The sequence below is a fragment of the Georgenia satyanarayanai genome (genome assembly GCF_009193135.1).
Lineage (GTDB): Bacteria > Actinomycetota > Actinomycetes > Actinomycetales > Actinomycetaceae > Oceanitalea > Oceanitalea satyanarayanai.
This window is the reverse complement of the sequence record NZ_VUKC01000002.1, coordinates 238,913-256,568: the sequence shown is the minus strand read 5'-3', so window position 1 is coordinate 256,568 and position 17,656 is coordinate 238,913. Positions and strand designations below refer to the sequence as shown.

General features: G+C 75.5%; 14 protein-coding genes. 3 read left to right on the top strand and 11 right to left on the bottom strand.

Annotated elements, in window-relative coordinates; all coding sequences use genetic code 11:
* Window positions 1-16 precede the first annotated feature (16 nt).
* From GD632_RS03780 to GD632_RS03770, 3 genes are all read right to left on the bottom strand, one after another.
* On the bottom strand, window positions 17-691 hold the full coding sequence (locus GD632_RS03780; protein ID WP_152188879.1) for an arsenate reductase/protein-tyrosine-phosphatase family protein: 675 nt from the start codon (window positions 689-691) through the stop codon (window positions 17-19).
* A 44-nt stretch (window positions 692-735) separates the two neighbouring features.
* The gene (locus GD632_RS03775) at window positions 736-2,178 is read right to left on the bottom strand and encodes an arsenic transporter (RefSeq protein WP_152188877.1); all 1,443 of its coding nucleotides are present in this window, start codon (window positions 2,176-2,178) and stop codon (window positions 736-738) included.
* 169 nt (window positions 2,179-2,347) lie between these two features.
* Entirely contained in the window at window positions 2,348-3,736 is a 1,389-nt protein-coding gene (locus GD632_RS03770; RefSeq protein ID WP_152188875.1) for an FAD-dependent oxidoreductase, read from the bottom strand.
* Between the two features lie 116 nt (window positions 3,737-3,852).
* Between GD632_RS03770 and GD632_RS03765 the strand changes: the two genes are divergently transcribed.
* A complete protein-coding gene (locus tag GD632_RS03765; RefSeq protein ID WP_226924515.1) occupies window positions 3,853-4,230 on the top strand; it encodes an ArsR/SmtB family transcription factor in 378 nt (125 codons plus the stop codon).
* Window positions 4,231-4,267: 37 nt separating this feature from the next.
* On the opposite strand, the gene GD632_RS03760 is transcribed toward GD632_RS03765, so the two are convergent.
* From GD632_RS03760 to GD632_RS03725, 8 genes are read right to left on the bottom strand one after another with little or no spacing between them, the layout of a single operon-like run.
* Window positions 4,268-5,224, bottom strand: coding sequence for a glycosyltransferase family 9 protein (locus GD632_RS03760; protein WP_152188870.1), 957 nt, complete (start codon window positions 5,222-5,224; stop codon window positions 4,268-4,270).
* A complete protein-coding gene (locus GD632_RS03755) occupies window positions 5,215-5,910 on the bottom strand; it encodes an SDR family oxidoreductase (protein ID WP_152188867.1) in 696 nt (231 codons plus the stop codon). The genes GD632_RS03760 and GD632_RS03755 overlap by 10 nt, the downstream gene beginning before the upstream one ends.
* Complete coding sequence (locus GD632_RS03750) at window positions 5,907-7,994, bottom strand: PfkB family carbohydrate kinase (protein WP_193311326.1); 2,088 nt, start codon at window positions 7,992-7,994, stop codon at window positions 5,907-5,909. Before GD632_RS03750 ends, GD632_RS03755 begins: the two co-directional genes overlap by 4 nt.
* Window positions 7,991-9,217: a glycosyltransferase gene (locus tag GD632_RS03745; RefSeq protein WP_152188865.1), complete on the bottom strand. Its 1,227-nt coding sequence runs from the start codon at window positions 9,215-9,217 to the stop codon at window positions 7,991-7,993. The genes GD632_RS03750 and GD632_RS03745 overlap by 4 nt, the downstream gene beginning before the upstream one ends.
* Window positions 9,214-10,173 carry a glycosyltransferase gene (locus GD632_RS03740; RefSeq protein WP_152188863.1) on the bottom strand — a complete coding sequence of 320 codons (960 nt, stop codon included), beginning with the start codon at window positions 10,171-10,173 and terminating at the stop codon, window positions 9,214-9,216. Before GD632_RS03740 ends, GD632_RS03745 begins: the two co-directional genes overlap by 4 nt.
* Window positions 10,170-11,213: a glycosyltransferase family 9 protein gene (locus GD632_RS03735; RefSeq protein ID WP_152188861.1), complete on the bottom strand. Its 1,044-nt coding sequence runs from the start codon at window positions 11,211-11,213 to the stop codon at window positions 10,170-10,172. Before GD632_RS03735 ends, GD632_RS03740 begins: the two co-directional genes overlap by 4 nt.
* On the bottom strand, window positions 11,210-12,724 hold the full coding sequence (locus GD632_RS03730; protein WP_152188859.1) for an HAD-IIIA family hydrolase: 1,515 nt from the start codon (window positions 12,722-12,724) through the stop codon (window positions 11,210-11,212). Before GD632_RS03730 ends, GD632_RS03735 begins: the two co-directional genes overlap by 4 nt.
* Window positions 12,721-14,415: a carbamoyltransferase family protein gene (locus GD632_RS03725; RefSeq protein ID WP_152188854.1), complete on the bottom strand. Its 1,695-nt coding sequence runs from the start codon at window positions 14,413-14,415 to the stop codon at window positions 12,721-12,723. Before GD632_RS03725 ends, GD632_RS03730 begins: the two co-directional genes overlap by 4 nt.
* Before the next feature lie 96 nt (window positions 14,416-14,511).
* Here GD632_RS03725 and GD632_RS03720 point away from each other — a divergent pair, with 96 nt between their 5' ends.
* Together GD632_RS03720 and GD632_RS03715 are read left to right on the top strand one after the other, a co-directional pair.
* Window positions 14,512-15,972 (top strand): aldehyde dehydrogenase family protein, encoded by a 1,461-nt coding sequence (locus GD632_RS03720; RefSeq protein WP_193311325.1) that lies wholly within the window; start codon window positions 14,512-14,514, stop codon window positions 15,970-15,972.
* Window positions 15,973-16,091: 119 nt separating this feature from the next.
* Window positions 16,092-17,645 carry a GAF domain-containing protein gene (locus tag GD632_RS03715; protein ID WP_319633099.1) on the top strand — a complete coding sequence of 518 codons (1,554 nt, stop codon included), beginning with the start codon at window positions 16,092-16,094 and terminating at the stop codon, window positions 17,643-17,645.
* Window positions 17,646-17,656: the final 11 nt, after the last annotated feature.

The following is a 17,656-nucleotide window of genomic DNA, read 5'->3' as shown; positions in this document are numbered from 1 at the left end:
GACACGGGGGTCTCCTTCAGGGGGCGTGGGTGAGGCGGGGGGCGAGGGCCGCGACGCGGCGGGTCAGGTCGTCCAGTGCCGCGTCGAAGGCCTCGGCGTTGCCGGCGGGGACGGGGTCGGGCACCGACCAGTGGATGTCGATGGGCGTGGTGAGCTCCTCGTGGGCACGGTCGCAGACGCTGATGACGAGGTCGCCCGCGCCCAGCACCCCGTCGACGTGCTGGGGGGCGACCCGGGGCAGGTCCAGGCGGTGGCGGCGGGCCACCTCGAGGGCGACCGGGTGGATCGCCTCGGCGGGGTGGGTCCCGGCCGAGGTGGCAGGCACCGCACTCGCGCGGCGCCACAGGGCCGCGGCGAGGTGGGAGCGGGCGGAGTTGCGGGTGCAGACGAACACGACGCGGGCCACCGCGCGCTCGTCGCGCGGGGTGAGGTGGTCCAGGGCGCCGGGGACGAGCCGGACGTAGTTGCGGCGTCGGTCGGCCTCGGACCTCTTGCGGCTGATGATGCCCTCGCGCTCGAGGACGCCAAGGTGGTGGGCGAGGAGGTTCGAGGGCGCGGTGAGGATCTCCGCGAGCTCGGAGGGGGAGGCGTCCCCCAGGCTCAGCACGTCCACGATCCGCAACCGGGCAGGGTCGGCCAGCGCGGCGTGCAGCCGTGCCCGCCTCTCCAGGTCGATCCGGTCAGTGGCCATTGACTCAATGATGACTGATCGAGTGCCGTCCTGTCCAGTGCGGCTCACGGCCCGAGGAGGGTGAGCCAGCCCGCGAGCGCGAGCAGGGTGACCGCCAGGACGGGGATGGTCAGGACGATGCCGACCTTGAAGTAGGTGCCCCAGCCGATGTGCATGCCCTTGCGGTCCAGCACCGAGAGCCACAGCAGGGTGGCCAGGGAGCCGATGGGGGTGATCTTGGGGCCGAGGTCCGCGCCGATGACGGCGGCGTAGGCCATCATCTGCTCGGTCAGCCCGCTGGTCCCCGCGGCCTCGATGCCCAGGGCGGCGATGAGGGTGGTGGGCATGTTGTTCATCACCGAGGACATGCCGGCCACGAGGAACCCGGTCCCGGTCACGGTGGCCAGGTTCCCGTGCTCCGCGATCCCCGCGAGGAGCTGGCCGAGGGAGTCGGTGAGGCCCTCGTTGCGCAGGCCGTAGACCACCAGGTACATCCCCAGGCTGAACAGCACGACCTGCCACGGCGCGGACCTGATCACCGACCACACCGCGATCGTCGGTTCGGCGGTGGTGAGGGTTCCGGTCCGGGCGGCCCCGGTGCCCGGAGACGGGGCGGACCCGGCCACCGGCCGGCCGCCACCGCTCACCCCCACCAGGTCGTCGCCGGTCGCGACGGGACGGACCTCGGCGCGCCGGAAGAACGTGCGCGGACGGCGGGCGGCGACGAGTGCCAGGACGGCCGCGCACAGGGAGGCGACCGCGGCCACGGGAATCCCGATCGCGTCGGCGGCAAAGTAACCGACCAGCAGCGCCCCCAGGACGGCGACACCCGCGCGGAACGTCGTCGGGTCGGTCACCGCCTCGGCCGGGCGACGCAGCGCGCTCACGTCGTAGCGGCCGGGGATGGACCTGCGGAAGAACAGGCGCAGCACTACCAGGCTCGCGGCCAGCGACACCAGGGTCACCGGCACCATGACGAGGGCGTAGCGGGCGAAACCGATGCCGAAGAAGTCGGCGATGACGATGTTGACGAGGTTGGACACGACGAAGGGCAGGCTCGTGGTGTCGGCGATGAAGCCGGTGGCGATGACCAGCCCGAAGGCCACCGCGGGGGTGAACCGCAGCGCCAGGATCATCTGGAAGACGATCGGGGTCATCACGAGGGCCGCGCCGTCGTTGGCGAACACGGCTGCGACCGCGGCACCGAGGACGACGATGAGGGTGAACAGGGCGCTGCCGTTGCCGCGCGCCCACCTGGACACGTGCAGGGCGGCCCACTCGAAGAAGCCCGCCTCGTCCAGGATCGAGCAGATGATGATGACCGCGACGAAGGTCAGCGTCGCGTTCCAGACGATGTCCCACACCACCGGGATGTCACCGGGCTGGACCACCCCGGCGACGAGCGCGGCGACGGCGCCACCCAGGGCGCTCCACCCGATGCCCAGGCCTCTGGGCTGCCAGATCACCAGGACGAGGGTGGCGAGGAAGATCCCGACGGCTAGCAGCACGGCGCACCCCCGACCGTGGAGCAGGAGGGAGCCGCTGGCTGAGCGCCGAGGGTCTCGTGTCTGGCGTCGGGTGAGGGTGCCACCGTCTGGTGTCCTTCCGTGGCGCGGGCGAGCCCCGCCGTCGTGAGGGAGGGCAGGGCTCGCTGGTGTGGTGTCGTGGTGTCGTGTGTCAGCGGGCGGTGCGGCCGTGGGCGAAGCCGGTCGGGAAGCCGAGGAGCGCGGGCTCCGCCGGAGCCCCACAGCAGTCACCGGCCGCCTCCGGGGCGATGCTCACGCTGCCGTCGGCCTCCACGACCGGGGCGGCGGTGGAGCACACCCCGGTCTCGGGCAGCTCGAGCTCGAGCGCGCTCGCCGCGGCCGTGTCACCGGCCAGCTGGGCGACGATCGAGCGGACCTGCTCGTAGCCGGTGGCCAGCAGGAACGTCGGGGCGCGGCCGTAGGACTTCATGCCGGCGATGTAGAAGTCGGATTCCGGGTGGGCCAGGACGTCGGCCCCGTGGGCGGGAACCGTCCCGCAGGAGTGGAGCTCGGGGTCGATGAGCGGAGCGAGTCGGCTGGGCGCCTCCACCGCCGGGTCGAGGCCCAGGCGCAGCTCGCGCAGCATCCCCAGGTCCGGCCGGAAGCCCGTCGCACCCGCGACCCCGTCCGCCACCAGGAGGCGCGAGCCCTGGGGGGTGGCGACCGTCAGCTCCAGCCGGTCCTCGACCGGTCGCAGGGCGGTGATCGTGGTGGAGAGCACGAGATCGACCTCGCCCGCCTCCACCGCCCGCCGCAGCTGGGAGCCGAGCATGCCACGCGCCGGCAGGCCGTCGGCGTCACCCCCGCCGTAGGCCCGCTCGACCGAGGGGCCGCGCACCAGCCAGGTCACCCGGGTGCCCGGCGCGGAACGACGCAGCCGGGCCAGGGACAGCAGCGTGTTCGCCGCCGAGTGCCCCGCGCCCACGACCACGACGTGCCGGTCCGCCGCCCGCTCCCGGTCACGCCCGAGCACGTCGGGCAGGGGGCCGAGGAGGAAGGGTGCGGCGTCGGCCTCGCCGGGGGCGGGCAGCCCGGCCGTGCCCAGCGGGTTGCGCTGCGTCCAGGTTCCCGACGCGTCGATCACGGCCCTGGCGCGATAGTCCACGACCTCGCCGTCGACCGAGGCTCGCACGAGGAACGGGCGCTCGGCGCGGCCGCGGCCGTGGGTCTTGTCCAGGCCGTCACGGCTCACCGCCACCACGCGCACGCCGGTGACGATCCGCCCGCGAAGCGCGGCCGTGGCGGCCAGCGGCTCGAGGTAGTCGCTGACGAGCTCACCGCCGGTCGGCAGGCGCTTGGGCCCCGGCTCCTGCCAGCCCTCCGCCTCCAGGAGGCGGCGCGCGGCGCCGTCGACGTTGAACTGCCAGGGCGAGAACAGGCGGACGTGGGCCCACTGCCGCACCGCCGCGCCGACCGAGTCACCGGCCTCGAGCACGAGCGGGTCCAGGCCCCGCTCCACGAGGTGCGCGGCGGCTGCCAGGCCCACCGGTCCGGCACCGATCACGACCACCGGTAATGACGTCGTTGTCGTCGAGGACATGGCTGACCCCTCCCTGGAGGGTGTGAGCACACCCTCGCATTGATGATTCTCGATGAGACGACCGCAGCATGGCAGGACGGATCGACAGATGTCAATCGGTGGGTGACACTGGTGACATGACGGTGATTCCGCAGGCCCCCGACCGTGGGGCGGCGTGCTGTGCCCCGCTCACCCGCGAGCCGCTCGCCGAGGGGGAGGCCCGCGACCTCGCGACGATGTTCAAGGCCCTGGCCGACCCTGCCCGCCTGCGCCTGCTCTCCCTCATCGCCTCCCACGCGGGAGGCGAGGCGTGCGTCTGCGACCTCACCGAGCCGGTCGGCCTGTCCCAGCCCACCGTCTCCCACCACCTCAAGGTCCTCACCGACGCCGGCCTCCTCACCCGCGACAAGCGCGGCAAGTGGGCCTATTACGCCGTCGTCCCGCAGGCGCTCGACACGCTGGGTGACGTCCTGCGCACCCACCACGACGGCAGCAGTCCCGCCGCCTGCTGCTGAGCACGCGCAGCCCCACGCCCGCTCGGTCCCGGGAAGGTCAGCGAGCGGGCTGGCGGGCCACGAGAGCGGTGACCGCCTGCTCCACCTCCGCCACCGTGATGGCGGCCAGGGCGGGATCGAGCTCGTCGGCGTGCGGGTCGCCCGTGCCGTCGCCGTGCCACAGGACGACGTGCCGGTCCTCGTCGAGCGCCGGGCCCCACGTCGTCGGCGCGGTCGGGCCGAAGAGGAGCACCGAGGGCGTGCCGACGCCCGTGGCCACGTGCGCCACCCCGGTGTCCCCGCACACGAGCAGGCGTGCCCCGGCCACGAGGGCCGCCAGCCCCGGGACGTCGCACTCGCCGGCCACCGACCGCGCGACGTCGCCGGCGACCTCCGCGCACAGCTGCGCCTCCGCGGGGGAGCCCGTGACGAGCAGCCGGTGCCCGGCCGCGCTCAGCCGCCGGGCCAGGTCGTGCCAGCGCTCCACCGGCCACCGGCGCGACCCGGAGGCCGCCCCGGGATGGAGGACGACGGCGTCCGCGGAGTCGGTGGCCGCCTCGACCGGCAGACGCAGGTCCTCCGGTCCGCACTCCCCGCCCGCGGAGGCGAGGAGCCGGCACCAGCGCGCCACCTCGTGCTCGTCGGCGCGGTACTCCGGGGCGACGGACGCCGGGTGCCCGGCCTCCGCGCACGCGAAGGCGACCAGCTGCGAGGGCGCGGTCGCGGCGAGCAGCCGGTGGCTCTGCGGCCCGCGGCCGTGGAGGTTGACGGCCACGTGCCCGCCGGCCCCGCCCACCGCGAGCGGCTGGTCCAGCCCCACGGTGGGCACGACGGCGTCGACGACCCCGAGACGGACGAACCACCCGCCGACCGCCGCGGGGCCGGCCAGGACGACACGCCGGCCCGGCCACGCCCTGCGCACTCCGCGCAGCGCCGCGACCCCGGTGAGCGCGTCACCGAGGCCGAGGGCCCGCAGGACGAGGACGTCGCCGGGCCCGAGGCCGGCTAAGGCCACGACGGCTCGCCGGAGGCCATGACGAGCATCTCGCGGATCTCGCAGCCCACCGGCTGGCGCAGCGCGGTGATCACGGTGCCCGCGGTGTGGCGCGGGTCGTTGAGGTCCTGGTCCGGGGCGGGCCTGAAGCGCTCGTCGCGGCCGTCGAAGAACGCGGTGCGCATCCCGCCCGGGACGAGGCAGGTGACGCCCACGCGCCCGGCGTACTCGGCGGCCAGCGCCTGGGAGAAGCCGCGGATCGCGAACTTCGAGGCCGAGTAGGCGGTCGCGGCGTCGGCGCCCCTGAGGCCGAGGGTGGAGGACACGGTGACCACCGTGCCGCGGCTCTCCTCGAGGTGGGGCAGCGCGGCGCGCACGACGGCGACGGTCCCGAGGAGGTTGACGTCGATGACGCGCCGCCAGTCCGCCGGGTCGATCTCGAGGATCGGCCCGCACGCGTCGGTCCCGGCCGCCGTGACGACCGCCGTCGGCGGGCCGACCTGCTCGACGAGTGAGGCGACCGCCGCCGTCGCGGCGTCCCAGTCGCTGAGGTCCGCGACGACGTGCGGCACGTCCCCGGCGGGCGCGACCCGGTCGATGACGGCCGGGCGCCCGCCCGCCGCCGCCACCGCCTCGACGACGGCGGCCCCCAGGCCACCCGCGCCTCCGGTGACGTAGACCGTTCCTACCTCGCGTGCGTCGTTCACCCTGCTCCTCCGGTTGACCGTGCGTGCTCCGCGGCCTGGGCGGCCTGCTCGGAGCGGTTGATGATCGATGTCGTCGACCGGCCGCCCAGGTAGGGCAGCAGGACGACCCGGCCGCCGTGCTCCTGGACGACCTCCGTCTCTGGCAGCGGCCTGCCGCCGTAGTCCCCGCCCTTGGCCCAGATGTCGGGCCGCAGGTGGGTGAGCGTGCCGCGGGGGTCGTCGTCGTCGAAGACGACGACGGCGTCCACGCAGTCCAGCGCCTCGAGCACCTTGGCGCGGTCGGCCGCGGGAACGACCGGCCGGCCCGGCCCCTTGAGGCGGGTGACCGACGCGTCGGAGTTCATGAGGACGACGAGGCGGTCACCGAGCCGGCGCGCGGCCTGGAGGGTCGCGACGTGGCCGGCGTGGACGATGTCGAAGCAGCCGCCGGTCGCGACGACCGTCGCGCCGTCGCCCCGCAGCCGGGTGGCGAGCTCGCGCAGGGCGTGCGGCTCGGCCGTGAGGACACCGGCGCTGTCGGTGGGCCCGGCAGGGGTCTCGTGGGGCTCGGCGCCCACCGGCTCGCGGCGGCCGCGGAAGCCCTCGGCCCCGCCGGCGGCCACCCAGGCGGACGCGTCCACGACGGCCGACTCGACGGCCTCGGACAGCAGCGCCCCGGAGGCCAGCGCGCTGGCGGCGCTCGCGGCGAAGCGGTCACCGGCCCCGCAGGGGTCACCGCCGTGGGCGGCGACGGCGGGGACGTAGCTCGTCTCGTCGTCGTGCGCGGCGAGGAACGCGCCCTCCGCACCGGCCGTCACGCACACCCCGCGGGCCTGCCAGGTGGTGCGCAGCGCCGCGGCGGCGACGTCGGCCGGTGCGTCGGGCCGCTCGAGGGCGTCGCGTGCCTCGCCGAGGTTGGGCGTGACGAGCACGGCGCCGGGGACGGGACTGCCACCCCTCGGGTGGGGGTCCCACACGACGCGGGTGCGGCGCGCGGCGTCGGTGAGGAGGCGCCGCAGCTCGGGGTGACGGGTGGTGCCGGCGCCGTAGTCGGAGACGAGGACCGCGTCGGCGCTCGCCAGCGCCTGCGCGATCTCGGCGAGCGGGAGGTCGTCGCCCGGGGTGCCGGGGCCGCCGTCGTCCACCCGGACGAGGGACTGGCCGCCGCTGCGGACCCGGGTCTTGCGGCGGGTGGCGCCCTCGTGGGGCAGGCGCAGGACCGTCACGTGCTCCTCGAGCTCGGCGACGAGGCGGTCGCCGTGCTCGTCGTCGGCGATCGGGGCGACGAGGGTGACGCGCCCCGTGCACAGGAGCGCCGCGAGGCCCGCCCCTCCGGGACTGTGGCGGGTGGTGCTCACGTCGAGGACGGGGACGGGGGCGTCGGGGGACAGGCGCGTGACCTCGCCGTCGACGTCCGCGTCGAGGACGACGTCCCCGACCACGACGACGTGCGGCGAGGAGTCCGGCTCTCGGCGAGCACGCTGCCCCTCCCGCCGGGAACGGGAGTCCGCGGACTCCTCCGCCCCGGACCTACCGACGCCGAGGTGGCGGTCGAGGGCGGCGCACAGCGCGTGGATGGCCACGAGGTGGCCCTCCTGGATCGCCGCGGTCGAGGGCGCGGCGACGCACAGCGCGTCGTCGCAGAGCTCGGCCAGCGGGTTCGGCGCCGGGCCGGTCAGGCCCCAGACGGTGAGCCCGAGCGCCCGGCCGCGCTCGGCGGCGCGCAGGACGTTGGGGCTCGTGCCGGACGTGGACAGGAGCACGAGGACGTCCCCGGGGCGCCCGTGGCCCTCGACCTGCCGGGCGAACATCTCCTCGGCGCCGTAGTCGTTGACGATCGCGCTCACGCTCGAGGACTCCGAGCACAGCGAGATCGCCGAGAAGGAGCGGCGGTCGTGGAGGAAGCGGCCGACGAGCTCGGACGTGAGGTGCTGCGCCTCCGCGGCGCTGCCCCCGTTGCCCGCCGCGAGCAGCCGCGCGCCGCCGGGCAGCCGCCCGGCGAGCTCGGCCGCCCACTGCTCGACCGTGCCGGCGTGGTCCTGGAGGAAGGTGAGGGCGGAGTCGAGCTCGGCCCGGTGCTCGCCCATCCAGTCCCGGGCGCTCATGCGGTCGCCGCCTTCCGGGAGGTCCCGGTGCGGGCGACGCGGACCTCGGCGTAGGCGGCCTCGGTCGCGGCCGACACCCGTTCCCAGCTGAAGCGCTCCTCCGCGCGGGCCCGGGCGGCCTCACCGTAGCGGGCCCGCAGCTGCGGGTCGACGAGGAGGCGGGTGATGGCCGCGGCGAGCGCGTCGGGGTCGCGCGGGGGGACGAGGGCGCCGGTGCGGCCGTCCGCGACGGAGTCGAGCAGTCCCCCGACGGCGCTGCCCACGAGCGGGCGTCCGCAGGCGGCGGCCTCGAGCGGCACGATCCCGAAGGGCTCGTACCAGGGCGCCGCGACGACGATGTCCGCCGAGCGGATGAGCGCCGGCACGTCGGTGCGGGACACGGATCCGACGAACCGGACCCGGTCCTCCACACCGAGCTCCTCGGCGAGGGCGTGCAGGCGCCTGGCCTCCGGGTGGGTGCGGATGTGGGCCTGGTCGGGTCCGCCGGCGACGAGCAGCTCGACGTCGGGCAGCAGTGGGAGGGCCGCGACGACCGTCTCCACGCCCTTGCGCTCGACGAGCCGCCCGATGGAGAGCAGCCGGAAGGGCTGGTCGCCCGGCGGGGGGTGCACCTCGCCGTCGGGGCTGAAGAGCTGCACGTCCACCCCGCAGGGCACCACGCGCACCCGGGACCGGTCGATGCCCATCGCCCCGAGCTCGGCGACCTCGTCGCTGCACGTCGCCACGACGAGGTCCGCCGCGGTCCCCACGCGTGTCTCGGCCTCGACCCGGCCGGCAGGGCTGGTGTCCCTGTCGCCCTGGTGGCGACGCTTGACGGTGCCCAGGGCGTGGAAGGTGTGGACGACCGGGACCGGCACCCGCTCGGCCGCCTCCAGCGCCGCGAGGCCGGACATCCAGAAGTGTGAGTGGACGACGTCGGGGATCTGGCCCCGTGCCCAGCGCTCGGCGAGCCAGCGGCCGAACTCGGGCATGTAGGGCAGCAGCCGGTCCTTGGGCAGCACCCGAGCCGGCCCCGCCGGGACGTGGACCACCTGGACACCGGGCAGCATCTCGACCTGCTCGGGCAGGTCGGGACCGTCCCGCCGGGTGTAGACGGCGACGTCGTGCCCCCGCCGGGCGAGCGCCGCCGCGAGAGCGGCCACGTGGACGTTCTGCCCGCCCGCGTCCTCACCACCGAGCACCGCCAGGGGGCTGGCGTGCTCCGACACCATCGCGATCCTCATCGGACGACCTCCTTCAGCAACGACTGCCAGTCCGCGAGGAAGCGGATGGCGGAAAACGCCTCGGTGGCGTGGCGGCGGGCGGCCTGCCCGCGTTCACGAGCCTCGGCGGGGTCGGCGAGCCAGCGCCGCGCGGCCGCCTCGAGAACCCGCGGGTCGGCCGACACGACTCCCGCGTCCGGTGGGACGGCCTCGGGAGCGGCCGTGGTCGCGAGGGCGAGGACGGGCAGGCCGATCATCATCGCCTCGATGAGCGAGAGGCCCAGCGAGGTCCACCGGTAGGGGTGCAGGTAGGCGCGCTGGCGTCCGAGCAGCGGGTGCATCTCGGACTGGCGCACGTCCTCGTGGAGGTGGCCGGCCAGGTGCGGTGCGTGCTCCGCGAGCGCGGCCATCCCCATCCCGTACACGGACAGCGGGACGGTGCGCGACAGGTCGAGGACGACATCGGTGCCCGCCACCCGCCACCGGCGCACCGGCTCGTTGACGACGACGCCGACCCGCTCCTCCTCGCCCGTGTACAGGGGGCCGGGGTCGAGGACACCGTGGTCGATGACCGTCGTCGGCGCCCGGCCGCAGTCCCACACGAGCGCGTTGAAGTGGGTGACGTGGACGACGGGGATGTCGTCGCGGTCCGCGAGCGGGTGGCGGGTGCGCACGGCGTCGCCGTTCGGGGTGTTGTGCTCGACGTAGACGGCCGGCACGTCCCGGCCCGGGCGCAGGCCGGTCCACTCCTCGAAGAGAGCGATCTCGTGGGGCCGCTGGAGGACGACGACGTCGCAGCCCTCCTCCCGCAGCTGCGCCGGGCTGAGCTCGCGTGCGTTCGCGGGCCAGTCCCACGTGCGGGCACGGCCCAGGCCGTCGGGCCCGCGGTCGGGGAGCACGGGGATGAGGTACTCGTCGGGGCCGGTGACGAACGGGGTCAGCCAGGACCCGTGGACGTGCCAGACGGCGACCTTCACGCCATGACCTCCTGGGGGACGAGGGACACGACGGCGTCCACGACCTGGTCGGGACGGATGCCGGTGAGGCACGGGTGGCCGGGCACCGGGCACTCCCGGGCGCGGGTGCCGGCGCAGGCGGCGAGCTGGTCACCGAGCACGACGGTCGGCACCCCGTACGGCGCCCACCGCTCGGCGGGCACGACCGGGGAGAAGAGGGAGACGACCGGTGTGCCGACGGCGGCCGCCAGGTGCGCCGGGCCCGTGTTGCCGACGACGACGCACGCGGCGCCGTCGAGCACGGCGGCCAGCTGGGGCAGGTCGGTCCGGCCGGTGAGGTCGTGGACGCCCGGGCGGGCGGCGGGCGCCGGCTCGCCCGGCCCGCCGGTGACGACGACCTCCCACCCGGCCGCGACGAGCGCGTCCGCGATCGCCCGCGCGTGCTGCGGCGCGATCGCCCGGGCCGGCACCGACGCCCCGGGGTGCAGCACGACGTACGGCCGCCCCGCCCGACCCCGGGCGCCCCCACCGGGGGCTCGGCTGTCACGGAGGAGGGGGGTGACGTCGGGGAGGGGGCGGCGGAGGGCGAGGCGGCCGCCGTCACCGGCGGGGAGCCCGGCGCCGGCGGCGCGGGCGAGGTCGAGGGCGGCCTCGACCTCGTGGAGCCCCTCGGGACGCTGGTGGCGGACGTCGAGGAGGGAGCCGGGGTAGTCGACGCTCGTCGCGGCGACGTGCCCGATCCCGGCCATCTTCGCGAGCAGCGCCATAGGCAGCGGGCTCTGGTGGAAGGAGGTGAAGATGACGGCCCGGTCGTAGCGGCGGTCCGCGAGGGTGGCGACGAGCCCGTCGATCGCCGCCGGGTCGACGGCGGGCGGCCGGTAGCCGGACCACGGCGCGTCGACGACGAGCACGTCGCGCACCCCGGGCAGCAGCCGCGCGGCCGCGGCGCCGGTGGGCGCGGCGAGGAGGTCGACGTCGTCGTGGGCGGCGAGGGCCCGCACGGCGGGCCCGGTGAGGAGGACGTCGCCGTCGTTGTCGAGGCGGACGGCGAGGGTCGTCATCGCGGCTCCCCCGTCATCGCGAGGACGAGGTCGACGGCGGAGGCGAGGTCCGCGGCGACGTGCTCGGCCCGCTCGACCTCCTCCGTGCGGGTGACCGGCGTGGGGACGAGGACGGCGCGGGCACCGGCGGCCCGGGCGGCGCCGACGTCGGCGCCGATGTCCCCGACGACGACGCACTCGTGCGGCTCCACACCCAGGGTGCGCGCGGCACGCAGCACCATGCCGGGACCGGGCTTGCGGCACGTGCAGCCGTCCTCCGGGCCGTGCGGGCAGTGCTCGACGACGTCGAAGGAGCCGAGGAGGTCCTGGACGCGGTCGTTGACGCGGGTGACGTCGTCGGCGCCGATGAGGCCGCGGGCGACGCCGGACTGGTTGGTCACCATCCCGATGCGCAGGCCGGCCGCGCGCAGGCGGCGCAGGGACTCCGCGGCACCCGCCACGGTGCGCACCCGGGCCGGGTCGCCGTTGTAGGGCACGTCCTCGACGATCGTGCCGTCCCGGTCGAGGAGGGCGGCGCGCACGGGCGGCGGCCACGCGGGCACGTCGCGGAACCTGACCGCCCCGCGCACCCGGTGCCACACCGCCGACCAGGGGATCGCCACGCTCGTCCACGCCATCCGGCGCCACTCGACCGCCCACCCCTCCTCCCCGGGCCGGGGGCCGGGCGCGATGCGGCGCACCGCGAAGTCGGCGGTGAGCCCCGCCCACGTGGCGGCGGCCGCGCCGGCCGCGCTGCGCCGCCCCCCGACGGCGAGGACCGCCGCGGCGGTCCCGGCGGCCACCGTCGCCACGTGCCAGCGGAAGCGGCCGCGCCCGGTGCCGCCGATCTCCCGCCAGCCCGGCCCGTGGAGGGCTCGCATGAGCGCATCGGAGGCCGCGCCGGCCTGCATGCGCAGGCTCACGGCGTCGTCGGCGGGCCGGACGGGATGGGTGATCTCCCGCTCGCCGCGGACCAGCTGCCAGCCGGCCTGCGTCACCCGCAGGGCGAGGTCGGCGTCCTCCCGGTAGGCGCGCGGGAAGCGCTCGTCGAAGCCGTGCACGGCGGCGAGGGCGGCGCGGCGGTAGGCCATGTCCGCCGTCGCCCACAGCGCGGTCTCGAGGCCCGCGGTGTTGCGTTCCCAGTCGGTGGGGCGCCGGTGCTCGGGCAGCGGGACGGTGATGCGGCCCTGGGTCGCGCCGACGTCCGGGCCGGCGGCCGCGAGGTCCGCGGCCAGCCGGGTGGTCCACTCCGCGGGGAGGCGCACGTCGTCGTCGAGGAAGGCGACCCACTCGGTGGTGGCGGCGCGCCAGCCGACGTTGCGGGCGGCGGCGGGGCCACGGCCGCCGGAACGGACGACGTCGACGGGCACGTCGCCCGCGGGCAGGTCGAGGGGCTCGGCCTGGTCGAGGGGGCGGTCGTCGACGAGCACGACCCGCTCGGGGGCTGGCCCGTCCTGGCCGAGCAGGTCGACGAGGACCTCCCGGAGGGAGGGGCGGCCGACCGTCGGCAGGACGACGGTGTAGTCGCTCACGCGACCGCCACCGCGGCGTCGTGCGCCACCGCATCCCCGGCCGCCTCGCGCGCGGCGAAGAGCTGGGAGCGGCGCACGAGGTGGGGCCCGAGGACGAGGAGGTCGACCGGCGCGGAGCCGAAGAGCTCGAGGGCGTCGCGGGGGTCGTCGACCATGGGGCGGCCGGCGGTGTTGAGGCTCGTGTTGATGACGACGGGCAGGCCGGTGCGCTCGGCGAAGGCCGCGATCGTCGCGCCGAGACGCGGCTGGCGCTCGGGGTCGACGGTCTGGATGCGCGCGGTCCCGTCGACGTGGACGGCGGCCGGGATCCGGTCGCGCCACTCCGGACGGACGCTGTGGACGAAGAGCATGTACGGGCTGGGGATCGGGCCGTCGGTGAAGATCTCCTCGGCGCGGTCGGCGAGGACCATCGGCGCGACGGGACGGAACTGCTCGCGGCCCTTGACGTCGTTGATGCGCTCGAGGTTCTCCTCCAGGCCCGGGTGGGCGAGCAGGGAGCGGTGGCCCAGCGCGCGCGGCCCGAACTCGCTGCGGCCGTCGAACCACGCGACGACGCCGTTGCCGGCGAGCACCTCGGCCACCTGCTCGGGAAGGTCGTCGGGGGTGGTGAAGGGGACCTTCGCCGTCGTGAGCCACTGGGCGAGGTCGTCGTCGGACCAGCCGCGGCCGAGGTCCGCCCCCGCGATGGGACGCGGCTCGGCGCCGCGGTCCGCGGCCACCTGGAGGGCCGCGCCGAGGGAGGTGCCGGCGTCACCGGCGGCGGGCTGGACCCACACGTCCTCGAAGGGGGTCTCGCGCCAGATGCGGGAGTTGGCCACGCAGTTGAGCGCGGTGCCGCCCGCCATCGTCAGTGCGGTGTCACCGGTCTGCGCGTGCAGCCAGCTCGCGAGGTCGACGAGGACCTCCTCGAGGCGCGCCTGGACCGAGCAGGCGAGGTCGGCGTGGGGGCCGCCCCAGGTGCCGTCGTCGATGCGCGGCTCGACCCAGAGCGACCAGTCGGGGACCGGGGCGCGGAAGCCGCCGTCCTCGGTGGCGTGGATCGTCTCGCGCAGCTCCTCGAGGAAGCGGGGCTTGCCGTAGGAGGCGAGGGCCATGACCTTGTACTCGTCGGAGGAGCGCAGGAAGCCGAGGTGCTCGGTCAGCGACTCGTAGAGCAGGCCCAGGGAGTGGGGCAGCTGCTGCCCGGCGAGGGTCTCGAGACGTCCCCTGGTGTAGCGGCCGGCGAGGTGGGAGGCGTGCTCGCCGCGGCCGTCGAGGACGAGGACGCTGGAGCTCGCGTGCGGGGAGGCGAGGGCGCCGGAGGCGGCGTGGGCCACGTGGTGGGGGACGAAGACGACCTTCTCGGGGTCCAGACCCGGCAGTGCGGCGGCGAGGAACTGCGGGGCGCGCTCGGCGTAGGTGAGGCGCAGGTGGTCCCACGGGTCGTCCAGGCCCATCTCGTGCGCGGGCCGCGCGAGGGAGGGGTCGAAGGAGTAGGCGACGGCGTCGAGGTCCCTGGGCTCGATCCCGGCCTGCGCGAGGCACCACCGCATCGACAGCTCGGGCAGCTCCCACGCCGAGAAGGGCACCGGGCGCTTGCCGTGCTTGCGCCGGCTGAAGCGCTCCTCCTCGGCCGCGGCGACCACCTTCCCGTCGATGACGAGGGTGGCCGAGGGGTCGTGGAACAGGGCGTTGACGCCGAGAACTCGCATGCCTGACCTCCGAGTGGTCCAGGTCACCTATAGGTGATTCGCTGCTCACGCTGCCCGAGAGAAGCACTTCTCGCACGTCGACAAGGAGGCCCACACGTGACAACCACCGAGACCGCGTCCGTCCGCACCGCAGAGCTCGCCGTCCACCTCGTGGGTGGACGGGTCGCGCCGGCGTCGGGGACACGGCGGCTGCACCGTGAGGACCCGAGCGGCTCGGGGACGGTGACGACGCTCGTGCCGGCGACGGGGGAGGAGGTCACCGCCGCCGTCGACACCGCGTGGGCAGCACGCACCGCCTGGCGCCGGACGGCACCGGCGGAGCGTGCCGCAGCGCTGCGGGCGGCCGCGGCCGCGGTCCGCGCCGACGCCGAGCGTCTCGGTGAGCTCCTCACCGGCGCGACCGGGCGGCTGCTGGGCCAGTCGGTCGAGTCGGCCACCGTGGCCGCCGACCTCCTCGAGGAGGCCGCGACGACGGGCCTCGGCGCGGCTGGCCGCACGCTCGCCGGCGCGACCTCGGCGCTGGACGTCGTGCGTCGCGAGCCACGTGGCGTCGTCGCCGTCATCACGCCCTGGAACGACCCCTTCCCGGCGGCCGCGGGCCTGCTCGCCGCGGCCCTCGTCACCGGCAACACGGTCGTCCACAAGCCCTCGGAGCGCTCGGCGCTGCCCGGGTGGGAGATGGCCCGGCTCGTGGCCGGGGCGCTGCCCGCCGGGGTGCTGAACGTCGTCAACGGCGACGGCGAGACGGGGGCCGCGCTCGTCGCCGACGAGCGGGTCGCGCTCGTCGCGCACGTCGGGTCCACGGCGGCCGGCCGGCGCATCGCCGCCGTCGCCGGTGCGCGCGGCGCGAAGGTGCTGCTCGAGAACGGCGGCGCCGACGCGATCGTCGTCGACTCCGGTGTCGACCCGCGCTGGGCAGCGGAGCAGATCGCGACGGGCGCCTTCACCAACACCGGCCAGATCTGCACCTCCGTCGAGCGCGTGTACGTCCACGACGACGTCGCCGACGCCGTCGTGGCGGCGCTCGTGGAGGTCGCCGACGGGCTCGTCGTGGGTGACCCCGCGGAGCCGGCGACGACGCTCGGGCCGCTCGTCGACGCCGACCAGCTCGCCGTCGTCGACGCCCACGTGCGCGCGGCGGTGAACGCCGGTGCCCGGGCGGTGACCGGCGGCGCGCCGCTCGACCGGCCGGGCAGCTTCTACCCGCCCACGGTGCTCGACGGCTGCCCCCCGGGGGCGGACGCCGTCACCGAGGAGACCTTCGGGCCGGTGGCCGCGATCGTCCGGGTGCCGGACTTCGACACCGCGCTGTCCCTCGCGGGGCAGAGCCGGTACGGGCTCGCCGCGACCGTGCTCACACCCGACCTCGGCCGCGCGCTGCGCGCCGCGGAGGAGCTGGAGGTCGGAACCGTCAAGGTCAACGGCGTCTTCGGTGGCGCGCCGGGCGGCTCGGCCGACCCGCGGCGCGACAGCGGCACGGGCGCCGGCTACGGGCCGGACCTGCTCACGGAGATGACCGTCCTCAAGACGGTGCACCTCGAGGCGCCGGTCGCCTGACGGCCGACTCCCACCGTGTGAGATTCGTCACGTGGGAGTGCGCGCCACCCGACAGGGCCGTACGTTGCGCACATTCCTACCGAAGTAGGAGTCTAGCTCTACTTTCGGAGGATCACATGGTGCTCGGCCTGGCTCGCCGCCCCCACATCGCCCCGGTGTCACCCGAGCTCGAGGAGGCCCGTGCCAACGTCGCGGCGGTCACCGCCGTCGTGTCGGCCCTCGCGCAGGCAACGACGTCGGCAGCGGCCGTGAGCTCGGCTCTCGACGCGGTCCGCGAGCAGTTCGGGTGGGCGTACGGCTCCCACTGGCGTATCGACGAGTCCGCCGGCGTGCTCCGCTTCGCCCAGGAGTCCGGGGACGCTGGGGCGGAGTTCCGGAGCGTCACGCTGTCCGCGTCCTTCCGGGAGGGGGTCGGCCTGTCCGGGCGAGCCTGGCGCGCGCGCAGTCTCGTCTTCGTCGACGACCTCGGTGACCTGCCCGACTGTGTGCGGGCTCCCGCCGCACAGCGGGCCGGGGTCCGCAGCGGCGTGTGCTTCCCCCTCCTCGAGGGTGGCGTCGTCACCGGCACGATGGACTTCTTCGCCACCGAACGGCTCGAGCTGTCCGCGCAGCGACTCGACACGCTGCGGACCATCGGTGTCCTCGTCTCCCAGGCGATCGAGCGGGTGCGGGCCGCGGAGCGGCAGGAGGAGGACCTCAAGGACATCGAGGCTGTCCGGAGCGTGCTGCAGGGCGTGTCCGCCGCCACGACCCAGGAGGAGGCGCTGAGCCGCGCACTGGACGCGATCCGGACGGGCTTCGGCTGGGTGTACGGCTCGTTCTGGCGGGTCGACGCGACGGAGGGCGTCCTGCGGTTCGCCCAGGAGTCGGGCACCGCGGGCCAGGAGTTCCGCGAGGTCACCCTGGCGGCGTCCTTCCGGGAGGGGGTCGGCCTGTCCGGGCGGGCGTGGCGCTCGCGGGACCTCGTCTTCGTCGAGGACCTCGCCGAGCTCACCGACTGTGTGCGCGCGCCCGCCGCGAAGCGTGCCGGCGTGCGGTCCGGGGTGTGCCTGCCGATCCTCGTCGGCGGCGACATCGTCGGCACGATGGACTTCTTCACGACCACGACGATCGCACTCTCGCCCGGGCGTGAGGCGGCGCTGCGCAACACGGCGTTCCTCCTCGGCCAGGCGCTCGAGCGCTTCGCCGGGGCGGACCGCCTGCGCCGGGCCGGGCAGGACCTGCTCACCTCGATCGGTGAGGTCGAGCAGAACGTCCTGGCAGCGACCTCGGTCGTCGGGGAGGGACGGCACCTCGCCGACAGTGTCAACGTCGAGGTCGCCGGGCTCGGGGAGTCCAGCGCGAGCATCGGGAAGGTCGTCAAGACGATCCAGGACATCGCGGCGCAGACGAACCTCCTCGCGCTCAACGCCACCATCGAGGCAGCCCGGGCGGGCGAGGCCGGCAAGGGCTTCGCCGTCGTCGCGGGTGAGGTCAAGGAGCTGGCCGGGGAGACCGCGCGTGCCACGACAGAGGTGGACGAGAAGGTGCGGGCGATCCAGTGCCAGGTGCGTCAGGTGATCGCCTCGATCGCCGAGATCTCGGCGGTCGTCGAGCGTGTCGACGACACCCAGACGACCATCGGGGGTGTCCTTGCCGAGCAGCTCGCCGTCACGCGCGCGATCCTCGGCTGACCGCGCCCGTC

Excerpts from the sequence above, each read along its gene's own strand:
- GD632_RS03780 (WP_152188879.1), bottom strand. The coding sequence starts at position 691 with ATGGCCACTGACCGGATCGACCTGGAGAGGCGGGCACGGCTGCACGCC.
- GD632_RS03770 (WP_152188875.1), bottom strand. The coding sequence starts at position 3,736 with ATGTCCTCGACGACAACGACGTCATTACCGGTGGTCGTGATCGGTGCC.
- GD632_RS03765 (WP_226924515.1), top strand. The coding sequence starts at position 3,853 with ATGACGGTGATTCCGCAGGCCCCCGACCGTGGGGCGGCGTGCTGTGCC.
- GD632_RS03750 (WP_193311326.1), bottom strand. The coding sequence starts at position 7,994 with ATGAGCGCCCGGGACTGGATGGGCGAGCACCGGGCCGAGCTCGACTCC.
- GD632_RS03745 (WP_152188865.1), bottom strand. The coding sequence starts at position 9,217 with ATGAGGATCGCGATGGTGTCGGAGCACGCCAGCCCCCTGGCGGTGCTC.
- GD632_RS03735 (WP_152188861.1), bottom strand. The coding sequence starts at position 11,213 with ATGACGACCCTCGCCGTCCGCCTCGACAACGACGGCGACGTCCTCCTC.
- GD632_RS03725 (WP_152188854.1), bottom strand. The coding sequence starts at position 14,415 with ATGCGAGTTCTCGGCGTCAACGCCCTGTTCCACGACCCCTCGGCCACC.